Origin of the sequence: Aquimarina besae (genome assembly GCF_042434905.1) — a bacterium.
Lineage (GTDB): Bacteria > Bacteroidota > Bacteroidia > Flavobacteriales > Flavobacteriaceae > Aquimarina.
Genome location: NZ_CP170199.1, coordinates 611,432 through 634,024 on the forward strand (window position 1 = coordinate 611,432; position 22,593 = coordinate 634,024).

Here is a 22,593-nt window from a genome sequence, read left to right on the forward strand (position 1 = left end):
GCTTTTAGCTCCATAAAAACTAAGTATCCTATTTCCTTCAAAAAATCATTATTTTTTTCCCTCTATAAAACTTAATGCTACTTTTAGCGTTTGTTTTACTATAAAAACCTTTCCAATCAAGAGTTGTTGCACAAATCAAAGTAATTTAAAGGGCTTACCATACCACAATACGTGAAAAACTTTAGTTTTGTATCGATGCGCATTTTTAGGGTTTTAGGTTTTTTACTATTATTGAGTACCCAAACACTTTTGGGGCAGGATACTTCTATCAACTTTAGAAGTAAAAAAATGCGAGTGACTGATACCATCCAGATAGATTCGGTAAGCATCAATTCTTATGATTTTAAAGTAATTTCAAAACAAGGAGTTGTTATAGATAGCAGTTTATACAAAGTTAATTTTGAAAATGCATTGATGATGCTATCCCCGCAAATAGAATCAGAAAATGATTCTATAACCATACAATATTATCGCTACCCTGATTTTTTAACCAAAAAGTATTTTGAATTTGATCCATCTATTATCGTACAAGAAAGTGGTGATCTACAGAAATTGTATAGTCTTTCTGAAGCAAATAACAAAAAAGAATTCAAACCTTTTGACGGACTTACGACCAACGGAAGTATATCCAGAGGAGTCACTGTAGGTAGTAACCAAAATTCAGTCTTAAATTCTGAACTGGATCTGCAGATTTCAGGAAAAATAAGTGATAACATTTCCTTGCGAGCCTCCATCCAAGATGCCAATTTACCTGTGCAGCAAAGTGGGTATTCACAGAACTTAGATGAATTTGATCAGGTTTTTATCGAATTGTATAGTAAAAACTGGAATGTGAGGGCTGGTGATGTTCAATTACAAAATAACACAAGCTATTTTAGTAGGTTTACCAAAAATGTACAGGGAATCTCTATCAACGGAACTCTAAATCATCCTGAATCAAAAACCGGATTGTTTGCTTCGGGAGCATTGGTAAGAGGTGTTTTTACGAGAAGCCAGTTTACAGGACAAGAAGGAAATCAAGGTCCTTATAAACTAACCGGTCCTAATGGAGAATTGTTTATTCTCATCGTTTCAGGTAGCGAACGGGTTTATGTCAATGGTTTACTGCTGGAAAGAGGTGAAAATAAAGATTACATTATAGATTACAACGCTGGAGAAGTGCGTTTTAATCCTACCTATCCGATAACTTCAGATATGAGGATCTCTATAGAATATCAAACAACAGAACGTAATTATTCTAGAATTATCGTTTATGGGGGAGGTGAACATACAAGCGATAAGCTAAAGATCGGTGCCTTTGTATACTCAGAAAATGATGCAAAAAACCAACCGTTACAACAAAACTTAAGCGATACACAAAAAGAAATTCTCTCCAATGCCGGTGATGATATGAGCCAAATGATTTCTCCATCAGCGGTCCCCGATATTTTTAGTGAAAATAAAATTTTGTACCGAAGAGCTATCATTGATGGCCAGGAAGTATTTGTGTTTTCTAATAATCCGGAAGATGAATTATTTAATGTTCGTTTTACATTAGTAGGTGATAACCAGGGTGATTACATCGTTGGCGATGTCACTACAATAAATCGAATTTTTGAATATGTAGCTCCCGTTAACGGTATTCCGCAAGGAAATTATGCGCCTGTGATTCAGTTAGTGGCACCCACCAAATTGCAAACAGCCGTGGTACAGGGTTCTTATACCCCTAATGAAAAAACATTAGTTGATTTCGAAATTTCCGGCAGTAAAAATGACCTAAATCTTTTTTCTGATCTCGATGATAACAACAATGATGGAGTAGCAGGAAGACTTCAGTTAAAACAGCGTATATTTTCTAGAGATAGTAGTTGGACGATGAATGCATTTGCCAATGGAGATTATATTCAGAAAGAATTTAGGAGTATCGAAAGAATTTATAATGTAGAATTCAATAGAGACTGGAACTTGAACAATCCATTGGGAGATCAACAGTTTTATACATCGGGTCTAGAACTTCTTCATCCTGAAAAGGGACTTACCAGATATTCTTTTCAACACCTCAACTTTTCTGAAAATTATAATGGTAATCGACATTTTTTTAGCACAGAGCTAAGATTTAATAAACTGGGAGTTTCTTTGTATTCGAGTTTATTGAATAGTAAAAATGCAGCATTAGATGCGCGGTTTTTCAGAATGTATAGTATTCTCACGTATAGTTTCCCTAAAAACTGGATTGGCACTAAAATTTCAACAGAAGAAAATAAAGAAATCAATCTCAGTGACCAAACGTTTACCAATAACACACAACGATTTAAATCTTACGAAATCTATAGCGGAGTAGGAGACAGTACAAAAATTTATGCCGAAATCGGATACAGACATCGTGTTAATGATAGTGTACGGAATAATCTTTTGGATAAAGTGAGTACTTCCAATACGTATTTTTTAAAATCCAATCTACTCAACACTACGAATACGCAACTATCATTATTTGTGAACTATCGTAAACTAAATAACGAAGAGCAAAATCGTGAAGATGAACAATCATTAAACTCTAGACTGTTGTACAATCAAAAGTTTTTTGCCGGCAAAATTAATTGGAATACAGTTTTTGAAACAAATAGTGGAACATTACCTCAGCAAGAATTTACATATGTACAAGTTGATCCCGGACAGGGAACCTACACTTGGAATGATTATAACAATAACGGTATCCAAGAATTAGAAGAGTTTGAAATTGCTCAATTTACAGATGAAGCTATATACTTGAGAGTATTATTACCAAATCAATTATTTGTTAAAACTCATCAAAACAGATTAAGCCAAATCATTACATTAAACCCTATTTCTTGGTCGGGTTCTAAAAGCAAAACCAAAAAATTACTGTCACATTTTTATAACCAAACTTCTTACATAGTAGACAGAAAAAATCTACGTGATGATAATTCTTTTGATCTTAATCCATTCAAAAAAGATGAAAATGAGTTGGCACTAAATCTAAGTTTTAGAAACACCTTGTTTTTTAATCGAGGTAAACAGCGCTATACGACTTCTTATACCTTTCTTTCTACCAAAAACACAAATCTACAAGTCACAGGACTGCAAGAGAGTATTATCAATAGTCATCAACTCACATTTGTACATAAAATGGCTAAAACCTGGCTTTTTGATCTAAAAAACGAACTTATCGCAACCGAAAGTATTTCTGAAAATTTTAGTAATAGAAATTATCAGCTGGACGGTTATAAAATTGAACCAAAATTATCGTATTTGCTTTCACCACAGACGCAATTCAGTATTTTTTATCTCCTTAATGATCAGGAAAACCTTTCAGGAGAAGAAAGACTTGCTCAACAAAAGTTAGGAGTTTCTTTTGCATATGCCAACAAACAACAAGTATCTATAACTGGTGAATTTAATTATTTTAACAACGATTTTACAGGAAATGCTTTCTCGCCTGTAGGTTATCAATTATTGAATGGATTACAACCAGGTGATAATTATACATGGTCTCTTTTGGGGCAAAAAAAATTGACCAAGTATCTTGATCTCAATGTATCATATTTAGGTAGAAAAAGTGAAACTGCCAATACGATTCATACCGGAAGTATCCAACTTAGAGCATATTTTTAATATTTTTTCTGATCTTTATAATCAAATCTCTTAATTCCTATGTACACTAAAATGAAAAACTCTATAAAATTTACCGTACTTGTCTTATTTATTTCGTTTCAAGCTTGTATCACTACAAAAGGAAAAGACACAACCGAAGGTAAAGATCTCTCTACCACCGAAGACATCATAAACATGAAAGAAAAAGGATTTATTAAAGGAACATTATCCACCAGCAAGTCAGAAGGTTGCCCTTATATACTTTCTGTAGAAAAATATGAGGACAAACTAGATCCTATTAATATTCAAGACTTTTTTAAACATGAGATGCCGGAAAAAGTCTGGGTAAAATACAGCAATTTGAGAATGCAAAATAGATGTAGTGAAGCAAGACCTATTTCTATACAAGAAATCAGTAAACGCACTGATTAATTTACAGAAAACTTTACAGATTTACCCGTCTTGTTGCCTCCTAATCTTACAAAATAAATTCCGGAACTTACGTAAGACATATCTAACAGATAGGTAAATCGGCTGTTCGCATCTTTTTCCACTAGATTAGATACGATAGTTTGTCCAGTAATGGTGAAAACGCTTAATCTGAGAATATCATCTGCATTGGTATCGCTCATCGTAATCAAAAACTGTTTATTTCCCTGACTAATCACTGTTAGATCAGCATTTGGATTTGTATTCTCACCAATTTCTACCGTATAATCGTGTGTTGTACCAAACTGCATAGATCCGCAGGGCTCGTTTAGATCTGCTCCATTATTCGTATTGGTATCTCCTGCTCTTACTCTAAGCAAATGAGTACCTAGAGGAACTTCATCTCCTAATGAAAAAAGAAAAGTTTGATCTACATTTTCTTCTGAAATTACTTGATTGTCAATAATCAACTCTTCATCTTCATAAATTGTATCATCATCATAGTCTATCCATAAGGATAGTCGCTCAGCATCACCTTCTGCAAAACCTGCCTGAACGGTTAGTGCATATACCCCTATAGATCTATCAAGGTTAATTACCATATTGGTAAAATCAGCATACCCATCTCCACATTCAATGTTTCGGTTTGAAACATTTGACAACACAAAAGATGATAAACCATCTCCGAATCTCTGGCAATCCGAGGTTGGCGAACATAGTCTGTGTTCAATTACTCTAGTAATAACATCATTATTAGTATCCTCATCTGTAGTTAGGACAGTTCCTATCTGAAACGTATAGCTAGCAAACACTGATAAATCTGCTGTTGTCACAAAGGTATATTGAGCTGACTCTCCAACTGCTATAGTTCCCGTAAAGGTTTCATTCACTGGAGTACTTCCATCCAGCGTATAAAAAACCGGAATATTGGATTGTGGGGCTCCACCATAATTTCTAATCGTTATAGTTATAGACTCTGTAGCAGTAAGACCGCCTCCAGAGATTGGAGAAACCAAGCTTATGACTCCTACATCATTTGGTAGCAGGTTAACGACTTTTTTAGAAGCACAATCATTTTCTGGTGTAACATCACCAGATAGATTAGTTTCTGCTTCAATCAATGAAACCATCCCACCTGTTAGATCGGCAGTAGTATTAAATGTAAAAGAGGCTGTTTGGCCAGCAGCAATGGATCCCGTAAAAATTTCATCAATAGCAGTGCCTCCGTTAATAGCATAGCTAACAGGAATATTGCTCTGAGTTGTTGACCCAAAATTTTTGATAGTAACAGTAATTTCTTCAGAAGTGGTAAAGGTAGCATCCTCTGGTGCATCAATACTTATAACACCTACATCACTTGCCACATTCTCTGCAATTTTAAATACTCCAACAACATTCCTTGCATTGTTTCCTGAGCTTTCAAAATATTCTGCTATGTGCCAAAATGTTTGATCATCATTTGGGTCTATAGTTATCTGGGCATAATCTCCATAACGGTTCCTGGTTGTTCGATCCACATCGGTTCCTATTGCAATTGTCTGCTCTGAAAAAGTCATAGTCCCCAAAGGATCATTTGCTAGCCGACCGGTATATCTTATGGAAGCAAAAGAATCCTGATTCGCTCCATCACTTATGGTACCCATGGTAGTATACCCCATTCCAATATTTCCAAAAATATCCATGGCCATACTACCGCACCAGGCACTCTTACCTCCTGGGGATGTATAAGTCCCTTCTTGATATACTGACCACGGCTGGTTATCCCCATTTTGACGAAGCTCATACCACCTAATGGCAGATACATCGTCTGAATCTTGTCGTGTATCAATATCCACTGCAAAGTTTAACACTACAGAATTATAGTTACAAAATCTTCTGTAATTTGTGGCAAACATTACAGCTCCTTGTAAGACATCAATATCCTGTCCATCTGTTCCTGGTTGTGGAAGATTAGCAAATGAGCCTCCATCAAACGTAGAATCAAAAGGAGTGATATTTCCATTACTTACTGTAAGCTCTTCAGATTCAGTGATTGTAGATAGTTCAGGATTGATCCAGTCGACACTAATTCTCCATAACTTTAGCGCATCCTGACTAACTCCTTCCCAATCATCATCCTGAAAATAAATAATCCTAGCATCTCCTTTTGGAGGAAGCGTGCTTCCCGTTGCATTAAATGAAGCGGGGCTATAAAACCCACCTATCCTAGCCCCTGGTAACGGAAATCCTACCATTTGAGCAGTGTCAACACCTGCTAACATTTGTTCTCGATCAATAACATACACCACTTCACTTGTGTTTTGTTGTCCCTGATCCTTATTAGCAGTCACATAATATCCGTCAGACCAAATTGAAAATTTAGTGTAGTCCGGAAAGCTACCTGTATTAAAACGGTAGGTAAACCAACCATCATTTACAGGGTCTGACCCTCTTGAGACCGCCACTAAAAAACCATTAGGTGTGTCACTAAATTGTGTTATCACAAACCTATCGGCAAAATTATCATAAAAAACGATCGGATCTCCTAATGATTCTCCAGGAAAAATATTGGTTAATGAAGTAGATGGCACTAAAACATTTCCGTTTCTATCGTGTATGGAAAATGCGGAGTTTTTTGCGCTAATATAATGATTAGGGCCAATGGCTCCCGTTGGATCTGTAGGTGCAACTGTACTAGAATTCGTTTCAAAAACTAACGAAGGAGCTCTGCTGATTCGGCTATTAACGGCGTTTTTTTGTTTACGCAGTAAGGCATCCTGCCCTTTTGGTAGTCCTTTGTTTGGAACAATTTTATTGGCGCTAGTTCTCTTTGGATTTACTTCTCCTTCTCTCGGTTCTTCTGGAATTAATTTTTTACCAATCAAAGGCTCTACTTCCTTCATATAAGTAGAAGAAGTAATCATAGTAGCAAAAGAGGTTTTCTTTTCCTGAGAAAAACCAATAGCGCACAAAAATAAAAAAGAAAGGAAAAAGATCCTTCTCATAGCTTAGTCTGGATTAGAATTGAGTAATATCTCAATTTTTATCATAAAATACAACTAATACATTAAAATTCGACCTACTACCATATCTAGAAGAATACCAAACAATCCCTAATTACCATATGATCATTTGTAGAATCTTTTAACGTATTCATTAAATAAGTTATTAAAACGCAAAAAAACAGTAATTATTTAGGGCTAAACTTAAGTAAGCTGTTTATACTATGATAACAGTAAAATCATACAAAGAAATAATTATGTTTAAAAACTCACTTTTCGTACTTCAATTGCTATTTTTTATTAGCATTAGTATTTTTGCCCAAGAAAAACAAGGGGTGAAGCCTAACTTTTATTCGAAATCTACCTCGATGAGAATAGTATCTCCATTCGCCACAAAATCTACGCTTATTCCTGCCGAAAAAATTGATGGTGAAATAAGAGACGGAAGATATTCAAAAGACAATCGACGTACCAAAGGAAAAATTATTATTGGAAAAGGATCTAAAGGAGATGATGTTCTATCCAAAGTTCAAGAATCTAATAATAAACGTATTCCAGGAACAGGTCCTGAGATCGTTTTTGATACTACTGAACAAAGTGGTCAGCCTACAGATCCATCAATTGCTGTTGGACCAAACCACGTAATTGCCGTTTTTAATACAGGTTATCGCATTTTTGACAAAAGTGGAAATGCTTTAACAGGTGACCTATCTTCTAATAACATTTTTACGGCTGCTAATGTTTGCTGTGACCTTACCGTATCCTATGATAACGCTGCTGACCGATGGGTAATGTCTATACTATTTTTTACAGGAGCAGTAGAAGTTGCCGTATCGCAAGGACCAGATCCTATAAATGATGCCTGGTCTGTATATTCATTTGCGGATATTGATGATTATCAAAAGGTATCGGTGTGGTCCGATGGATATTATATGACAGCAAATGTAGATTCAGGTTCTGCAGATACTTCAAACGTAGTTTTTGCTTTAGAAAGAGACGCTATGTTAGCAGGAGCAGCCAGTGCGCAAATTATCGGTTTTCCTTTACCTGGAATCTCTACTCCCCCATTCCCGGGAGGTACTTCAGGAGGTTTTTTTAGCCCTCAAGCTTTTAATATTTCAAACAACAACTTACCTGCTACGGGTAATGCTCCTATTGTATATATGCAGGATGATGCTTTTGAAGGAATCAATGAAGATCATATAAAGATTTGGACGGTTAATGTAGATTTTACAACACCTGCTAGCTCTACAATTTCACAACCAACAGAATTAACCACTACTCCTTTCATTGGAGTATTTGATGGAGGTAATTTTGCTAATCTAACACAACCAGGTGGTCAGGACATCGATGCTTTACAAGCAACTATTATGAACCAAGCTCAATTCCGAAAATTCCCAACACACAATTCAGCTGTTTTCAATTTTGTAGTAGACACTGATGGGGGAGATGGAGAAATAGCCGGAATCAGATGGTTCGAATTACGTCAATCAGGTGATGGTCAGCCTTGGACTATTTATCAGGAGGGTACTTATACTGCTAAAGATGGAAAACACGCCTGGAATGCAAGTTTAATCATGGATGATAATGGAAATATAGGAATGGGCTATACCGGAATGGGAGGTACTACAGATACTTTTGTAAGCTCTTTTTATACTGGTAGATATGCAGACGATCCTCTAGGAACCATGTCTATAGATGAAACATTAATTGCCGCAGGAAGTGGAAATATACCAGGTTCTGAAAGATATGGGGATTATAGTAAAATTGATATAGATCCATCTAATGGAGAAAAATTTTGGTTTGTCAATGAATATGTAAATGCTGCAGGTAATAGAGCAAACGTGGCTGGTGTTTTTCAAATAGCTCCTAGTTTCACAAATGATGTTGGAGTAATATCAATTGACATTCCAGAAGAAGGGACTTTTACTAATATGGAAGAAATTACAGTAGAGATTTTTAATTTTGGAAGTGCTCCGGTTTCTAATTTTGATATAAGCTATCAAATCAATGGCGGCACCATTGTTACCGAAACGTTTACCGCTACTATTGAGTCAACAAAAACCGCTACGTATACTTTTACTCAAAACGCCGACTTATCAGTATCCGGGCAAACCTATCTCATTAATGCGACCACTAATCTAATCAATGATGAATTGGACACAAATGATGGAACCTCTATTACCGTTAATCACTTAGCCCAAAACGACATAGGAGTAGTTGCATTAACATCACCTATGTCCAATGAAGGTTTAGGAGTAGAAACGGTAGCAATTACAATTGAAAACTTTGGCACACAAGAACAATCCAATTTTGAAGTATCTTATAGTGTTAACGGAGGGACTGCAGTTACTGAAACAGTGGTAGGACCACTTGCAACAAACAGTACATTAGATTATACATTTACACAGACTGTAGATTTATCTGAATCCGGTAGATACGAAATAGTAACTTCTACGATGTTACCTAATGATGAAAATACAAGTTATAATAACTTCACCGCTACCGTAGAAAATTTTACTTGTAATACAGTCAGCAATACAACTCCGGTAACTATAAGCGACGTTGGTACACCTACAGTAACTTCTAATATAGAAATTACAGACGATCTTATAATTTCAGACCTTAATGTATCTCTAAATATAGAACACACCTGGAATGATGATCTTACTATTACATTAACTGCTCCTGATAATGTAACCTTAGTTGAATTAACAAGTGTTAATGGTGGAAATAGTGACAACTATACCAATACAATTTTTGATGATCAAGCTACCAATCCAATTACCGAAGGAACAGGACCATTTACAGGAACTTTTCAACCAGAAGGAAATCTGGCAGATTTTAACGGACTATCTTCTTTGGGTACCTGGACGCTAACTATTAATGACGGTGCTGATGAAGATGGTGGACAATTACTAAATTGGGATATTGAATTCTGTGAGGTAGAAGATATTGTACTCGGTGTAAATGAAAATCTTGATCCAAGTAATGATTTAGAGATTATTTACAAAGAGAATAATCAATTCGAAATAAGATTTGAATCGGATACCATTACTGACCAATTAGAAATGGATATTTTTAATCTAAGTGGTCAACAATTATTAAGTTATAGACTAAACAAAATTAATAATATAGGTTATTTGTATGATCTAGATATGTCTTATGCTTCTTCAGGGATATATCTTGTGCGTATTAAAGATAAAGAAAACAGGTTCAAGATTAAAAGATTCGTAGTTAGATAATTCTTATATATCGTAACCAAAAGAGGTCTAAAAATTGAATTTTTAGACCTCTTTTTATACTTATTGAATTGGGAGTATTATTTCAGCCAATTTTCTGCATCTACCTTATCCGATATAATAGTTTTCAATTCTGAAATTGAAACACGTTTCTGCTCCATAGTATCTCTATCTCTTATTGTCACTGTTTCATCATTTAATGTATCGTGATCTACCGTTATACATATTGGAGTTCCTGCTGCATCTTGTCTTCTGTAGCGACGCCCAATAGCATCCTTCTCATCATAAGCTACATTAAATGTCCACTTTAGATCCTCTACAATTTTTTCTGCAACCTCAGGTAGACCATCTTTTTTAACCAGCGGTAAGATGGCTGCCTTAACTGGTGCAACTACTGCGGGCAATTTTAAAACTACTCTACTAGATCCATCTTCTAATTCTTCATCTTGTAATGCAGTAGAGAATACCGCTAAAAACATTCTATCCAATCCCACAGAAGTTTCTACAACGTAAGGAACATAACTTTCTTTTAATTCAGGATCAAAAAATTGTAGTTTTTTACCTGAATATTCTTCATGAGCTTTAAGATCAAAATCCGTTCTGGAATGAATTCCTTCTAGTTCTTTAAATCCAAACGGAAAATTAAATTCTATATCCGCAGCAGCATTAGCATAATGTGCTAATTTATCATGATTGTGGAAACGATAATTTTCCCTTCCTAACCCTAATGATAAATGCCAATTTAATCTTGTTTCTTTCCAGTATTCGTACCATTTCATTTCTTCTCCCGGACGTACAAAAAATTGCATTTCCATTTGTTCAAACTCGCGCATTCTGAAAATAAACTGTCTGGCTACAATTTCGTTTCTAAAGGCTTTACCGGTTTGTGCAATACCAAAAGGAATTTTCATTCTTCCGGTTTTCTGAACATTTAGGAAATTCACAAATATCCCTTGTGCTGTTTCTGGTCTTAAAAACAAATCTGTTGCAGACTCTGCAGAAGCTCCTAGTTTTGTTCCAAACATAAGATTAAACTGTCTTACATCTGTCCAATTTTTAGATCCGCTCTCAGGACAACCTATTCCAAGATCTTCTATCAATTGTTTAAAGCCTGCAAGATCATTCTCTTCCTGAACTCTAGTGAGTTCAGCAGTAATTCTGTCAATTTCTTTTTGACGACGAACGACATTTGGATTAGTGCTTCGAAATTCATCTTCATTAAAAGCATCTCCAAAACGTTTTTTAGCTTTGGTAATATCCTTTTCGATTTTCTGATTAATTTTTTCTCTGAAATCCTCAACTAAAACATCCGCTCTATATCGTTTCTTAGAATCTTTATTGTCAATCAATGGATCATTAAAAGCGTCTACGTGGCCTGATGCTTTCCAGGTAGTTGGGTGCATAAAAATTGCAGCATCCAGCCCCACAATATTTTGATGCATATACACCATACTCTTCCACCAATACTCTCTGATGTTCTTTTTAAGTTCGGCTCCATTTTGTCCGTAATCATATACAGCACTCAATCCATCATAGATTTCACTAGAACCAAATATATACCCATACTCTTTGGCGTGGGCAATTACCTTCTTAAATTTATCTTCTTGATTTGCCATGGCGCAAAAATAGTTGAATTTACAAGAATTGAAAACGAATTTATTTAATTAATGTCCTGACAGCGAAATTTCTGACAAAAACATAAAAAACCACCATATTTAAAGACAATATGGTGGTTTTTAGTATATGTTTAAAAACTCTTTTTATTTCAATTCAAACTGCGTATTAGAAATCATTCTAGGTCCAGAGAATAAATTAACTATATAATTACCTTTAGTAAGTTCTCCATCTTCTGCGTCTACCAATACACAAACATCTAATGCATCATTTTCATAGAATACTTTGTTTTTACCACTGTAGGTTAGTACCGCATCATCAAAGTTTACAGCCAGTTTATCTCCGATAAGATTATTTTCAGGATTGATAACTTGTACATAAAGGTCTTTGTCTCCTTTTTCGGTTAATTTATTTGGAGAAAGTGTAAAACAAACTCTTACTTTCTCTGCTCTACTAGATCTTGAAGTGGTAGAAATTTTACCACTATTACGTACTCTTACACCTTCTGCTTTGATACCCGATGCTTGTAGAGCAGATCCTCTTTCTACTATTTCTGCCAACTTACTATTCTGATTCGCTAGAGAATCAGAGAATACAATTCTTTCTGATAAAGCAGTCGAAGTACTATCTAGATCAGTAGCTAATTGAGCGTTTGCTGTAGTTAAACTGTCTGCTAGTTTAAATAATCTTTCACGTTCTTTTTTTAGTTTGCTTACTTCTCTTCTATATCGAGCAATTAAGGCTACATTAGCGTCATAGTCTTTTAAACTATCTAATAAAACAACTACACGCTGCTTTTCTTTTAACAAATGATCATCCATTACTTCATTTAGAGCGATAGCATTATCATATTTTGTTATTAATTCTCCTAATTCACTTTCAATTAAATCCTTTTCTTGTTGCAAAATTGCTTTTTCTCTCTTTTCTTCGTTGTAAAACTTATACGTGAAGATCCCCAGAATTAATAAAAGAGCTCCCAGAACACCAATTAGTATCTTAAGGGTCAAGTTATTGTTTTGAGTTGTCATAATAAATTTCTAATTTTTGATGGTTACGTTAAATAGTAAATTTAGTTAAATATAATAATTAATGTTAATTGACCTAATATGTTAAGCGACTTAGCTTATTTATTTTATCCTATATATTGTGCTGCTTGTGACAACCCTCTATATAAAAACGAAAGGATCCTGTGTACTTCTTGTAGACACAAGCTCCCATTAGGTAATTTTCATAAGGTAAACGCTAAAAAGATCGAAAAAGTATTTTATGGGCGTGCCAAAATAGAAAATGCCACCTCTTTATTGGTCTTTGAGAAAGGTGGATTAGTACAGAATTTAATACATAATCTTAAGTACAGAGGGAGAGAAGAAATAGGAAAAGAGCTAGGGATCTGGCTTGGACATGAGCTTAGTCAAATAACTGATTATCAAAATATTGATGTTATAATACCGGTGCCTCTTCACCCCAGAAGATTAAGAGAAAGAGGATACAATCAGGTTGAGAAATTTGGGAAAGAAATTGCTGAAAGACTTCAAGCAAAATACATTGATTTTGTTTTGAAAAAAAATTCCTACAATCAAAAACAATCAAAAAATAGTCGTTTAACTCGCTGGATAAACACTTCTGAAACATTTGGTGCGCAAAATGAGTCCTTATTAATGAACAAACATATTTTAATCGTTGATGATATTGTCACCACAGGTGCTACACTCGAAGCTTGTATCGAAGTTCTTAAAGGAATTCCCGGTATCAAAATAAGTATCGCAACCATGGCCATAACAGCATAGATTTTTTGTTTGTTATAAATAGTCGTTTCTTTGTGTCTTTAAAAATTGTAACGGAGCTATGTATAAAAGATCTTATACGCTATTACTAAGTGTTTTTTCTCTATTCATTGTAGTGAATTGTGCCAAAAAAGGTACCATTACAGGTGGTGAAAAAGATGAAATCCCTCCAAAATTTGTGAAGGCAACACCTCCTAATTTTTCAACAAACTTTGACAAAAAGGAAATCAAAATTTATTTTAATGAGTATGTCAAATTAAAAGATCCGCAGAAACAAATAATAATTTCTCCTCCAATGGATCCAAAGCCAGAAATAACACCTTTAGGTGGTGCAAGTAAATATATAAAGGTGAAGTTCTTGGATACTTTATTAGAAAACACTACATACAGTATTAATTTTGGCCAGAGTGTAGTGGATAATAATGAAGGAAATCCCAATCCGTTTTTTAGGTATGTTTTCTCTACAGGAGACTCTTTGGATTCATTAAGAATACGAGGTGTGGTTAGCGATGCATTAGAGAAAAAAGCAGATCCTTTTATTAATGTTGCATTATATCAGGTTGATGAAAAATATTCGGATTCTTTGGTCTTTGAAGAAGTCCCCAGATATGTCACCAGCACTTTAGACAGTATTACTTTTGATTTAGATAACCTCAAAGAAGGAAAATATAAACTAATCGCTTTAAAAGATGCAGCTTCCAACTACACCTATCAACCAAAGCAAGATAAAATTGGTTTTCTAGAAGAAATCATAACGCTTCCTGCAGATACAGCAAAAGTTTTTAACGTCACTTTGTTCAAAGAAGTATTAGATTTCAAGGCATTAAAACCAAAACAAGTGTCCAAAAACTCATTTGTTTTTGGATACGAAGGTGAAGCTGATTCTATGAAGGTGAATTTACTTAGTAAAACTCCTGTAAAAGTAGATACTAGAATTTTTCGGGATAAAACAAAAGATACGCTACACTATTGGTTCAAACCCTTTTTTGAAGCTGATTCGCTAATTTTTGAAGTAACAAACTCGAAAAATTTTAGAGATACACTGGTCGCAAGATATAAAGACCAGTACAAAGATTCTATAAAGCTTAGTAACAACGTAAAAGGAAGTTTAGGTTTTGATAAAGATTTTACAATTTTCTCAAATACACCCTTGGAATCTATAGATGAAAATTTAATTTCATTAACTGATAAAGATACAGTTGTAGTGCCTTTTTCAGTAAAGCTGGACAAAATCCAAAACGAAGCAGTATTTACTTTCGAAAGGACAGAATCTAATGCATATAAATTACAATTTTTACCAGAAGCAATTACTGATTTTATTGGTAATGTAAACGATACCATCAACATCAATTTTAGAACCAAAAAATTAGCAGATTATGGTACTATATTTTTTACCATTCAAAATGTTAAAGAATATCCTCTTTTGGTACAAGCTACTGATGAACAGGGAAAATTTATAGCAGAAAAAATAGTTAGAAAAGAAGAAGCAACAGTTTTTGACAATTTGGATCCCGGAAAGTATAATATTCGAGTAATTTTCGATACTAATAAAAATGGAAAATGGGATACTGGTAATTTCCTTAAAGGAATTCAACCAGAAAAAGTGGTCTACTATCCTGAAGCTATAGAAGTGAGAGCAAATTGGGAATTAAAACAGACCTTTATTTTGGAATAATCTTAAAACGATCTGCATCCGCGAGAAAAGGTAACTTTTTACGAGTGTCTTCAACAAGAGATTTATCTAAAGTTGCATAAAAGATTCCTTCTCTTTCGATTGGTTTTTCTTCTAAAACAGAATTTCCAAGTATATCGTAGACAGCAGAGTGACCATTATATTCATACCCTTTTCCATCCAGACCTATTCGATTTACGCCAACGCAATAGGTCATATTTTCTATAGCTCTAGCTCTTAATAAGATATCCCAAGCATTCACTCGTGGTTTTGGCCAACTAGCTACATAAATTAACAAATCATATCCAGATGTGTTTCTTGCCCAAACCGGAAACCTGAGATCATAACAGATTTGTGGTTTGATTTTCCAGCCTTTGTAAAGGATAATAACCTCTTCATTTCCGGCTGTAAAAACTTCTTCTTCTTTCGCCAATGTAAACAACTGATGTTTATCATATTTCTGTATACTTCCATCCGGTTTAACAAAAAGAAATCGATTAAAATATCTGTCTGCATCTCTTATAATAATACTTCCTGCAATTGCACAATCCTTCTGCTCAGCCAGCTTTCTTAGCCAACTAACAGTTTCACCGTCCATAGTTTCGGCAACTTCTGCAGCATTCATGGTGAATCCTGTGGTAAACATTTCTGGTAATATGATCAAATCGGTTTTTGTAGATATCGATTTGATTTTATCTTCGAAAACCGCTCTGTTTTGAATGGCATTTTCCCATGCCAAATGAGATTGAATTAAGGCAATATGTAAAGTAGTATTCATAGGTTAAAATTACTAAAATCTGCTACACATAAAAGAGGCTTCAAACGTTAAAATTTTCTATCACAAGAATCATCAAGGATTTGCATCATTTACACTCGTCAATTTTAAAGAAAATCCTTATTTTCGCACACTTAATAGAAAGAACGATCAAATGAGCACGAAGTTTCCTGAATATAAAGGACTTGACTTGCCAAAAGTGGCAGATGATATACTAGAATTCTGGCAACAGAATAATATTTTCGAGAAGAGCATTTCTGAGCGAGAAGATGCGACTCCTTTTGTCTTTTTTGAAGGACCACCATCTGCAAATGGATTACCGGGAATTCACCACGTAATGGCTCGTGCAATTAAAGATATTTTTTGTCGATATAAAACTCAAAAAGGATATCAGGTTAAACGTAAAGCCGGTTGGGATACGCATGGACTTCCTGTAGAATTAGGTGTCGAGAAAGAACTAGGGATCACCAAAGAAGATATTGGTAAAAAAATTACGGTAGAAGAGTACAATGAGGCTTGTAAAAAAGCGGTAATGCGTTATACCGATATCTGGAATGATCTTACCGAAAAGATTGGCTATTGGGTGGATATGGAAGATCCGTACATCACCTACAAATCCAAATATATGGAAACCGTATGGTGGTTACTTTCAGAAATCTATAAGAAAGGATTACTGTATAAAGGATATACCATACAACCTTATTCCCCAAAAGCAGGAACCGGATTAAGTTCTCACGAATTGAATCAACCCGGAACCTATCAGGATGTTACGGATACAACTGTAGTTGCACAATTTAAAGCTAAAAAAGAAACACTGCCTTCATTCTTAACAGATATTGAAGGTGATATTTATTTCTTAGCCTGGACAACTACTCCATGGACATTACCTTCTAATACAGCATTAACCGTGGGACCAAAAATTGAGTATGTATTAGTAAAAACTTTCAATCAGTATACGTTCGAACCCATTAATGTGATTCTGGCTAAAAACCTGGTTGGAAAACAGTTTGGCGGAAAATTTATAGATTTAACTCCAATCCAGGATACATTTTTGGTCGATAATTTGATTGAATCAAATACATTTGAAGAGTATCAAAATAACATAAAAGAGGAAATATTAAAAATTGAATCTTTAATTGAAGGAAATTCACATCCCAGTTTAATTAAGAAACAAATTGATCTTCTTAAATCTATAGTAAGTAAAATTCCTCATTTAGCAATTAAACAATTTAAAGGAGCTGATCTTGTAGAAATCCGTTATGAACAACTGCTAGACTATGCTCAGCCGTATAACAATCCAGAAAATGCGTTTAGAGTAATTTCTGGTGATTTTGTAACTACAGAAGATGGAACCGGTATTGTTCATACTGCTCCTACTTTTGGTGCAGACGATGCTTTTGTAGCAAAGCAAGCTACTCCAGAAGTACCACCCTTATTGGTAAAGGATGATAATGACAACCTTGTTCCATTGGTTGACTTACAAGGTAAATTCACAAAACATGTAGGTGAGTTTGGTGAAAAATATGTAAAAAATGAATACTATAATGATGGTGAAGCTCCAGAGAAATCTGTTGATGTAGAAATTGCTATCAAATTAAAAATAGAAAATAAAGCTTTTAAGGTTGAGAAATATGTACATAGTTATCCTAACTGCTGGCGTACAGACAAACCTATTTTATATTACCCATTAGATTCTTGGTTCATAAAAGTGACCGATTTCAAAGATCGCATGCACGAATTGAACTTAGGCATCAACTGGAAACCAAAAGCAACAGGTGAAGGCCGTTTTGGAAATTGGTTAGCAAATGCCAACGACTGGAACCTATCCAGATCTCGTTTCTGGGGAATCCCACTACCAATCTGGCGGACAGATGATGGTAAAGAAGAAATGATAGTTGGTTCTGTAGAAGAACTAAAAATCCAAATGCAAAAAGCGGTAGAAGCCGGAGTTATGAAAGCGGATATTTTTGCGGATTTTGTCGTGGGTGATATGAGTGAGGAAAACTATGATAAAATTGATCTTCATAAAAATGTTGTGGATAAGATTGTCTTAGTCTCTCCATCAGGAAAGCCGATGAAACGTGAAAGCGATCTGATTGATGTTTGGTTTGATTCCGGATCCATGCCGTATGCGCAATGGCATTATCCTTTTGAGAATAAAGAAAAAGTAGAATCTGGTGAGAGAAAAGCAGACTTTATCGCAGAAGGTGTAGATCAAACACGTGGATGGTTCTATACGTTACACGCCATAGGAACCATGATTTTTGATGATGTTGCCTATAAAAATGTAGTCTCTAATGGTTTGGTATTAGACAAAAATGGTCAGAAAATGTCTAAACGATTAGGAAATGCAGTAGATCCTTTTGACACACTAAAGACTTATGGTCCAGATGCGACAAGATGGTATATGATCAGTAATGCAAATCCTTGGGATAATCTAAAATTTGATTCTGAAGGAATTGCAGAAGTACGTCGTAAGTTTTTCGGCACGCTATATAACACCTATTCGTTCTTTACACTATATGCCAATATTGATAATTTCAGCTATGCTGAAGCTGATATTCCATTAGCAGAACGTCCAGAGATAGATCGATGGATTTTGAGTGAATTGCATACGTTGATTAAAAACGTAGACGAGTATTATAACGAATATGAACCTACAAAAGCAACCAGAGCGATTTCTGATTTTGTTCAGGAAAATTTAAGTAACTGGTTTGTTCGATTAAGCAGAAGGAGATACTGGAAGGGTGATTATCAAAAAGACAAGATCTCTGCTTATCAAACTTTGTATACTTGTATGCTTACTGTTGCAAAACTTGGAGCTCCGGTAGCACCGTTCTTTATGGATCGTTTATATAAAGACCTTGTCTCTAACACATCTAAAGAATCTCATGAAAGTGTGCATTTGGCACATTTCCCTGAATATGATAGGGCATTTGTGGATAAAACTTTAGAACATAAGATGCAGAAAGCACAATCAGTATGTTCTCTGGTACTTTCTTTACGTCAGAAAGAAAAAATCAAAGTACGCCAACCATTGCAAAGGATTATGATTCCGGTGCTAAATGACGCAGAAAAGGCCGAAATAAATGATGTAGCAGCCCTTATCAAAAGTGAGGTAAATGTTAAAGAAATAGAGCTGATTGACGATGCCTCTGGTATATTAGTGAAGCAAATAAAGCCGAACTTTAAAAATTTAGGTCCTCGTTTCGGAAAAGACATGAAACTGATAGCCAATAAGATACAATCATTTGATCAAGAAACAATCAAAATTCTTGAACAAACTGGAAGTTTTGACATAGAAATTAATAATAAAATTATTACTTTAGGAACCGATGATGTAGAAATCAGTTCTCAGGATATTGAAGGTTGGTTAGTTGCAAACTCAGGCCCACTTACAGTAGCACTGGATATAACCATAACCCCAGAGCTTAAAAAAGAAGGGATCGCAAGAGAGCTTGTAAACCGAATTCAAAATATCCGAAAGGATAGTGGATTAGAGGTAACTGATCGCATAGAAATTGTAATAAAGGAAAACAAATCTATTCAAGAAGCCGTTGCTACTAATGAAGCATACATCAAGAATGAAACCTTAACCGAAACAATTGAATTTGCAACAGATGTAATAAATGGTACAGAAATTGCGTTTGACGACATTGCAACCCAATTGGTAATTAAAAAACAATAAGAGTATGGCAGCAGATGTAAAAGTAAGGTATAGCGATGCCGATTTAGCGATGTTCAAGGAAATCATCGTTGAAAAAATGGAAAAAGCTAAGAAAGATTTAGAATTACTTCAGAGTGCATACAAAAATGATGGTAATAATGGTACTGATGATACCTCGCCAACATTTAAAGCATTCGAAGAAGGTAGTGAAACCATGTCTAAAGAAGCTAATACGCAATTAGCAATTAGACAAGAGAAGTTTGTGCGTGATCTAAAAAATGCATTATTACGAATAGAAAATAAAACATACGGAATTTGTCGTGTGACAGGAAAACTTATTAATCCAGAGCGATTAAAATTAGTACCACATGCTACCCTTAGTATCGAAGCTAAGAATATGCAGAGTTAACATACAACAAAATATTGTAGATTTAAAGTGCTTTCCAGATTGGGAAGCACTTTTTTTTTAGTAAAACTCTATTTTAAATAATTAAACTGATCTTGTTAAAAAGCAGGATCTTTTGATACTTTCATTATACGAAATAGAAAATTTAAAGAAATAATTTTAATAGAGCTGTAACCTTTTTAAAAAACTAAGGTATTACTAATAGAAACGAACCAAAAAGAGTGACGTCTTGAAAAACTTAACTGATGAAGAATTAATGATTCTGGTATCTAATGGAGATTTAGATATGATGAGTATCCTTTTTGAAAGATATCATATCAGAATATTTAATTTTTTGCTAAAAATGACGCAAGATAGAAATGTTAGTCAAGATATTACTCAAGAAGTTTTTTATAAGGCTATTAAATATAGAACCTCTTATAAAAACGGAAAGTTTTCATCTTGGATCTATACCATTGCTCGAAATATATTTTCTGATCATTACCAACGTCAGAAAAATAAAGAGCAACGATTAAATGAAGTTGAATATAAAATAGAACTAGAAGATAATAATCTTTTAGAGAAAGACGAAATCAATGAACAATTAAATAAAGCATTAGAAAAATTAAATCACTCGGATAGGGAATTAGTCATTATGAATCGATATCAAGGTATTAAATACGCAGAAATCGCAGCAATAACCGGATCAACAACGGGAGCCATAAAAACCAAAGTACATCGGGCTATTCACAAACTAAAAGATTATTATCTACAAAACATATAACACTATGAACTGTAACCAAGTAAGAGGACACCTGATCGACTATCTAGATGGAAATTTAGATCAGAAAGAGCATCAAGTTATTACAGCTCATCTTACCACCTGTAATAGCTGTCAACAGTCATTACAAGAATTTCAGCTCGTTTTTGATGGAATAGGTCAATATCAGGGAGAATTACCGGATGCAAGCTTGAAAAGAAATTTTGAAGAAATGCTTCAAAAGGAAAAAGAAATTTTCGATACATCAAAAGTGGTTTCTTTACATCAACCAATTAAAAAGAATTGGAAAAGGGCATTACAAATTGCAGTAACTATTGCTTTAGTTTTTTCCGCATACTTTTTCGGAAAACAACAAAATACCGCCTCATTTTCTCGAGAAATGGCCGTTCTAGAGAAAGAAAAGGTGCAATTGAAACAAGAAGTTACTATTTCTCTTATAGAAAATGAATCTGCCAGCAAACGTTTACAAGCAGTAAGCTATGCAGAGGAATTAGAAAAGCCAGGAAACGAAATACTAAAAGCTTTGATAAATAAAATGTTTTACGATGATCAAATCAATGTGCGACTAGCTGCAGCAGAAGCACTTTCTAAGTTTTCTAAGATAGAAATGGTACGTAAATCATTAATAGATGCTCTGGAGATGGAACAAGATCCGGGCATGCAAATTGAATTAATTCAAATATTAGTTTCTATACAGGAAAAACGCGCAGTTCCTTCTATGGAAAAATTACTTCAGAATGAAGAGACTCCTAATTATGTAAAAGACCAGGTAATCATGGGTCTACCAAATTTAATTTAAAATTCAATCAAAAAATAGTAAAAAAGAACAGATGAAAAATATAGCAATAGCAATAATATTCTTGATAACTATCGGGCATATACAGGCACAGGAAGATTATACACAATCCCTACAAGGGATTAAGCATGTTATCATTAGCTCAGAATCCGGGGTGAAGTTAACAGCACACAACAAAAATGAATTATTCATCACCGGAGAAGATCGTAAGATGCCGGAAAAAGCAAAAGGGCTAAAAGCTGTGTATGCAGGCGGAAGCGACAATACGGGATTTGGAGTATACGTGCAAAAGGAAGGAGGAACACTAACTATTAGAAACTTAAAAAATGCTTATACCAAAACATTAGAAATTTTTCTTCCAAAAAGTATCAGTATCAAAATTGAAAGAAGCAACCTTGGAAAAGTTTTTGCCGAAGGATTCTCTTCAGAAATTGAAGCCACCACCAATGTAGGTCATATCACATTAAAAAATGTAACCGGCCCTATTGTTGCTACAACATCCACTGGGGAGATTAATGTACTTTTCACAAAAGTAAGTCAAAGTTCTCCAATCTCTTTGATGTCTGCAACAGGTGCTATTGATGTGAGTATTCCATCAAATACGGATGCAGACTTGGAGATGAAAGCGACTATGGGAGAAATTTTTACCGATTTTGATCTAAAACTTCCAGTTCCAGAAAATGGTTTAAAAGTAGTTGGAGGTAAAAAAACTATAAAAACGAAACTTAACGACGGTGGAGTAGAAATTAGCCTAAAATCCGCAACCGGCAATGTATATCTTAGAAAACAATAATAAAGACCTGTTGTATATTTAGAGTGAAATGTTAAAGAAAAGCATCAATTGGAGTGATTTTTCATAATAAAATGAAGAAAAAA

14 protein-coding genes are annotated in these 22,593 nt (G+C 34.6%); 10 read left to right on the forward strand and 4 right to left on the reverse strand.

What is annotated here, in order from left to right; all coding sequences use genetic code 11:
- Nucleotides 1–195: 195 nt before the first annotated feature.
- Complete coding sequence (locus tag ACE94K_RS02720; protein ID WP_378184202.1) at nucleotides 196–3,612, forward strand: hypothetical protein; 3,417 nt, start codon at nucleotides 196–198, stop codon at nucleotides 3,610–3,612.
- Nucleotides 3,613–3,663: 51 nt separating this feature from the next.
- A complete protein-coding gene (locus ACE94K_RS02725) occupies nucleotides 3,664–4,023 on the forward strand; it encodes a hypothetical protein (protein ID WP_378179584.1) in 360 nt (119 codons plus the stop codon).
- Here the strand turns inward: ACE94K_RS02725 and ACE94K_RS02730 are convergent.
- On the reverse strand, nucleotides 4,020–7,004 hold the full coding sequence (locus ACE94K_RS02730; protein WP_378179587.1) for a GEVED domain-containing protein: 2,985 nt from the start codon (nucleotides 7,002–7,004) through the stop codon (nucleotides 4,020–4,022). The two genes, ACE94K_RS02725 and ACE94K_RS02730, sit on opposite strands and share 4 nt — an antisense overlap.
- A gap of 365 nt (nucleotides 7,005–7,369) precedes the next feature.
- Between ACE94K_RS02730 and ACE94K_RS02735 the strand changes: the two genes are divergently transcribed.
- Nucleotides 7,370–10,246: a proprotein convertase P-domain-containing protein gene (locus tag ACE94K_RS02735; protein WP_378179590.1), complete on the forward strand. Its 2,877-nt coding sequence runs from the start codon at nucleotides 7,370–7,372 to the stop codon at nucleotides 10,244–10,246.
- A 77-nt stretch (nucleotides 10,247–10,323) separates the two neighbouring features.
- Here ACE94K_RS02735 and ACE94K_RS02740 read toward each other — a convergent pair whose 3' ends face one another.
- Nucleotides 10,324–11,859 carry a glycine--tRNA ligase gene (locus ACE94K_RS02740; protein ID WP_378179593.1) on the reverse strand — a complete coding sequence of 512 codons (1,536 nt, stop codon included), beginning with the start codon at nucleotides 11,857–11,859 and terminating at the stop codon, nucleotides 10,324–10,326.
- A 144-nt stretch (nucleotides 11,860–12,003) separates the two neighbouring features.
- On the reverse strand, nucleotides 12,004–12,885 hold the full coding sequence (locus ACE94K_RS02745; RefSeq protein ID WP_378179596.1) for a hypothetical protein: 882 nt from the start codon (nucleotides 12,883–12,885) through the stop codon (nucleotides 12,004–12,006).
- A 78-nt stretch (nucleotides 12,886–12,963) separates the two neighbouring features.
- Between ACE94K_RS02745 and ACE94K_RS02750 the strand changes: the two genes are divergently transcribed.
- Nucleotides 12,964–13,644, forward strand: a complete 681-nt coding sequence (locus ACE94K_RS02750) for a ComF family protein (protein ID WP_378179599.1) — start codon at nucleotides 12,964–12,966, stop codon at nucleotides 13,642–13,644.
- A 58-nt stretch (nucleotides 13,645–13,702) separates the two neighbouring features.
- Nucleotides 13,703–15,316 carry an Ig-like domain-containing protein gene (locus ACE94K_RS02755; RefSeq protein WP_378179602.1) on the forward strand — a complete coding sequence of 538 codons (1,614 nt, stop codon included), beginning with the start codon at nucleotides 13,703–13,705 and terminating at the stop codon, nucleotides 15,314–15,316.
- Here ACE94K_RS02755 and ACE94K_RS02760 read toward each other — a convergent pair.
- The gene (locus ACE94K_RS02760) at nucleotides 15,303–16,091 is read right to left on the reverse strand and encodes an amidohydrolase (RefSeq protein ID WP_378179605.1); all 789 of its coding nucleotides are present in this window, start codon (nucleotides 16,089–16,091) and stop codon (nucleotides 15,303–15,305) included. The two genes, ACE94K_RS02755 and ACE94K_RS02760, sit on opposite strands and share 14 nt — an antisense overlap.
- Before the next feature lie 151 nt (nucleotides 16,092–16,242).
- On the opposite strand from ACE94K_RS02760, the gene ileS reads away from it, so the two are divergent.
- The 5 genes from ileS to ACE94K_RS02785 all read left to right on the forward strand — a co-directional run bounded on the left by ileS (nucleotide 16,243) and on the right by ACE94K_RS02785 (nucleotide 22,510).
- Nucleotides 16,243–19,776: an isoleucine--tRNA ligase gene (gene ileS / locus ACE94K_RS02765; protein WP_378179608.1), complete on the forward strand. Its 3,534-nt coding sequence runs from the start codon at nucleotides 16,243–16,245 to the stop codon at nucleotides 19,774–19,776.
- Between the two features lie 4 nt (nucleotides 19,777–19,780).
- On the forward strand, nucleotides 19,781–20,164 hold the full coding sequence (locus ACE94K_RS02770) for a TraR/DksA family transcriptional regulator (protein ID WP_378179611.1): 384 nt from the start codon (nucleotides 19,781–19,783) through the stop codon (nucleotides 20,162–20,164).
- Between the two features lie 226 nt (nucleotides 20,165–20,390).
- Complete coding sequence (locus tag ACE94K_RS02775; RefSeq protein ID WP_378179614.1) at nucleotides 20,391–20,924, forward strand: RNA polymerase sigma factor; 534 nt, start codon at nucleotides 20,391–20,393, stop codon at nucleotides 20,922–20,924.
- Nucleotides 20,925–20,928: 4 nt separating this feature from the next.
- Nucleotides 20,929–21,720 (forward strand): zf-HC2 domain-containing protein, encoded by a 792-nt coding sequence (locus tag ACE94K_RS02780; RefSeq protein WP_378179617.1) that lies wholly within the window; start codon nucleotides 20,929–20,931, stop codon nucleotides 21,718–21,720.
- Nucleotides 21,721–21,751: 31 nt separating this feature from the next.
- Nucleotides 21,752–22,510, forward strand: coding sequence for a DUF4097 family beta strand repeat-containing protein (locus ACE94K_RS02785; protein WP_378179620.1), 759 nt, complete (start codon nucleotides 21,752–21,754; stop codon nucleotides 22,508–22,510).
- Nucleotides 22,511–22,593: the final 83 nt, after the last annotated feature.

Bases quoted from the DNA above. Each gene is read 5' to 3' on its own strand.
- ACE94K_RS02720 (WP_378184202.1), top strand. From the start codon at position 196: ATGCGCATTTTTAGGGTTTTAGGTTTTTTACTATTATTGAGTACCCAA.
- ACE94K_RS02725 (WP_378179584.1), top strand. From the start codon at position 3,664: ATGAAAAACTCTATAAAATTTACCGTACTTGTCTTATTTATTTCGTTT.
- ACE94K_RS02730 (WP_378179587.1), bottom strand. From the start codon at position 7,004: ATGAGAAGGATCTTTTTCCTTTCTTTTTTATTTTTGTGCGCTATTGGT.
- ACE94K_RS02735 (WP_378179590.1), top strand. From the start codon at position 7,370: ATGAGAATAGTATCTCCATTCGCCACAAAATCTACGCTTATTCCTGCC.
- ACE94K_RS02740 (WP_378179593.1), bottom strand. From the start codon at position 11,859: ATGGCAAATCAAGAAGATAAATTTAAGAAGGTAATTGCCCACGCCAAA.
- ACE94K_RS02745 (WP_378179596.1), bottom strand. From the start codon at position 12,885: ATGACAACTCAAAACAATAACTTGACCCTTAAGATACTAATTGGTGTT.
- ACE94K_RS02750 (WP_378179599.1), top strand. From the start codon at position 12,964: ATGTTAAGCGACTTAGCTTATTTATTTTATCCTATATATTGTGCTGCT.
- ACE94K_RS02755 (WP_378179602.1), top strand. From the start codon at position 13,703: ATGTATAAAAGATCTTATACGCTATTACTAAGTGTTTTTTCTCTATTC.
- ACE94K_RS02760 (WP_378179605.1), bottom strand. From the start codon at position 16,091: ATGAATACTACTTTACATATTGCCTTAATTCAATCTCATTTGGCATGG.
- ileS (WP_378179608.1), top strand. From the start codon at position 16,243: ATGAGCACGAAGTTTCCTGAATATAAAGGACTTGACTTGCCAAAAGTG.
- ACE94K_RS02770 (WP_378179611.1), top strand. From the start codon at position 19,781: ATGGCAGCAGATGTAAAAGTAAGGTATAGCGATGCCGATTTAGCGATG.
- ACE94K_RS02780 (WP_378179617.1), top strand. From the start codon at position 20,929: ATGAACTGTAACCAAGTAAGAGGACACCTGATCGACTATCTAGATGGA.
- ACE94K_RS02785 (WP_378179620.1), top strand. From the start codon at position 21,752: ATGAAAAATATAGCAATAGCAATAATATTCTTGATAACTATCGGGCAT.